Annotated in this window: 3 protein-coding genes; all 3 read left to right on the plus strand. The window is 49.9% G+C overall.

Annotation, left to right across the window (positions count from 1 at the left end; genetic code table 11):
* The coding region (gene cas6e / locus CWM53_RS00035; protein WP_100750703.1) for a type I-E CRISPR-associated protein Cas6/Cse3/CasE at positions 1 to 394 on the plus strand (394 nt) is incomplete at its 5' end.
* Positions 394 to 1311 (plus strand): type I-E CRISPR-associated endonuclease Cas1e, encoded by a 918-nt coding sequence (cas1e, locus tag CWM53_RS00040; RefSeq protein WP_100697322.1) that lies wholly within the window; start codon positions 394 to 396, stop codon positions 1309 to 1311. The genes cas6e and cas1e, both read left to right, overlap by 1 nt.
* A gap of 2 nt (positions 1312 to 1313) precedes the next feature.
* Positions 1314 to 1607 (plus strand): type I-E CRISPR-associated endoribonuclease Cas2e, encoded by a 294-nt coding sequence (gene cas2e, locus CWM53_RS00045; RefSeq protein WP_012967338.1) that lies wholly within the window; start codon positions 1314 to 1316, stop codon positions 1605 to 1607.
* The last annotated feature ends 88 nt before the right edge of the window (positions 1608 to 1695 follow it).

The following is a 1695-nucleotide window of genomic DNA, read 5'->3' on the forward strand; positions in this document are numbered from 1 at the left end:
CGATGTGATGATGGATGCCAAATACCATGCAAAAGCAAGCGGCGTTGTAAAAGAACGCTGGTGGGAGGTACAGCAGCAGGCTGCTCAGGCGTGGCTGGAGAGGCAAGGGCAGCAGCATGGTTTTTACTTGCTTGAGCCAGAGGCAGATGCTTTGGCTTTGTGGGCTGGTGAGGAATACAGGGAAATGCAGACGCGCTGTGGCTGTGTGCAAGCGTATCAACAGCATCGTTTTGTTCGCCATAATCGGGAAGAACCGATCACGTACAGCAGTGTGGATTTTTGCGGAACACTTTGTGTTACAGACGTTCCGCTTTTCTCCCAGGTGCTGTTCTCTGGCTTAGGTAAGAGTAAAGCGTTGGGTTGTGGGATGCTGATGGTAAAAAGGAGGCGCTAATGAGCTGGCTGCCATTAAATCCGATCCCGCTTAAAGATCGTGTATCGATGATCTTTCTCCAGTATGGGCAAGTTGATGTTATCGATGGGGCATTCGTTTTAATCGATAAAACCGGCGTCCGTACACATATTCCTGTCGGATCGGTGGCCTGTCTGATGTTGGAACCGGGGACGCGTGTTTCTCATGCCGCTGTAAGGCTGGCGGCGACAGTGGGCACGTTGCTGGTATGGGTTGGTGAAGCGGGTGTCCGTCTCTATGCCTCTGGGCAACCAGGTGGTGCCCGAGCCGATAAATTGCTCTATCAGGCAAAGCTGGCCTTAGATGATGAGCTCCGTCTGAAAGTAGTGCGTAGAATGTTCGAGTTGCGTTTTGGTGAGCCAGCGCCAAGCCGACGTTCTGTCGAACAGTTACGCGGCATTGAAGGGAGTCGTGTGCGGGCGACTTACGCATTATTGGCGAAACAGTATGGCGTAAAGTGGCAGGGACGCCGCTACGATCCGAAAGACTGGGAGAAAGGGGATACGGTCAACCAGTGTATTAGTTCGGCGACGGCCTGCCTGTATGGTGTGACGGAGGCAGCAATACTTGCTGCTGGATACGCGCCAGCGATAGGCTTTGTACATACTGGTAAACCACTTTCTTTTGTCTACGATATTGCTGATATCATTAAGTTTGATACCGTCGTGCCAAAAGCATTCGAGATAGCGCGGCGTAATCCAGCCGAGCCCGATCGCGAAGTCCGGCTAGCCTGCAGGGATATTTTCCGCAGTAGCAAAATACTGGCGAAATTAATTCCGCTTATTGACGATGTTCTTGCGGCAGGCGAAATTCAGCCACCCCCACCACCTGAAGATGCACATCCTGTAGCTATCCCACTCCCTGTCTCTTTAGGTGATGCAGGCCATCGGAGTCGTTAACGATGAGTATGTTGGTTGTGGTGACAGAGAATGTTCCTCCGCGACTCCGTGGACGGTTAGCCGTCTGGTTGCTGGAGATTCGCGCTGGTGTGTATGTTGGGGACATCTCAACAAAGACACGAGAAATGATATGGCAACAGGTTTCCGTTCTGGCAGAAGAGGGGAATGTTGTTATGGCTTGGGCGACGAATACCGAATCCGGATTTGAGTTTCAGACATATGGTGTGAATAGACGTATTCCGGTGGATTTGGATGGACTGCGGTTAGTATCTTTCCTTCCTGTTTTAAAACAATGAGTTATATGCTCTTTAATAATGTAAAATTGTTTCTTAATTGTTGGTGAATTGTTTTTCAGTTAAAAGCTATTGATATTGAAGTCTATTT

This window comes from Klebsiella sp. A-Nf5 (assembly GCF_002810545.1).
Taxonomy (GTDB): Bacteria; Pseudomonadota; Gammaproteobacteria; order Enterobacterales; family Enterobacteriaceae; genus Klebsiella; species Klebsiella variicola.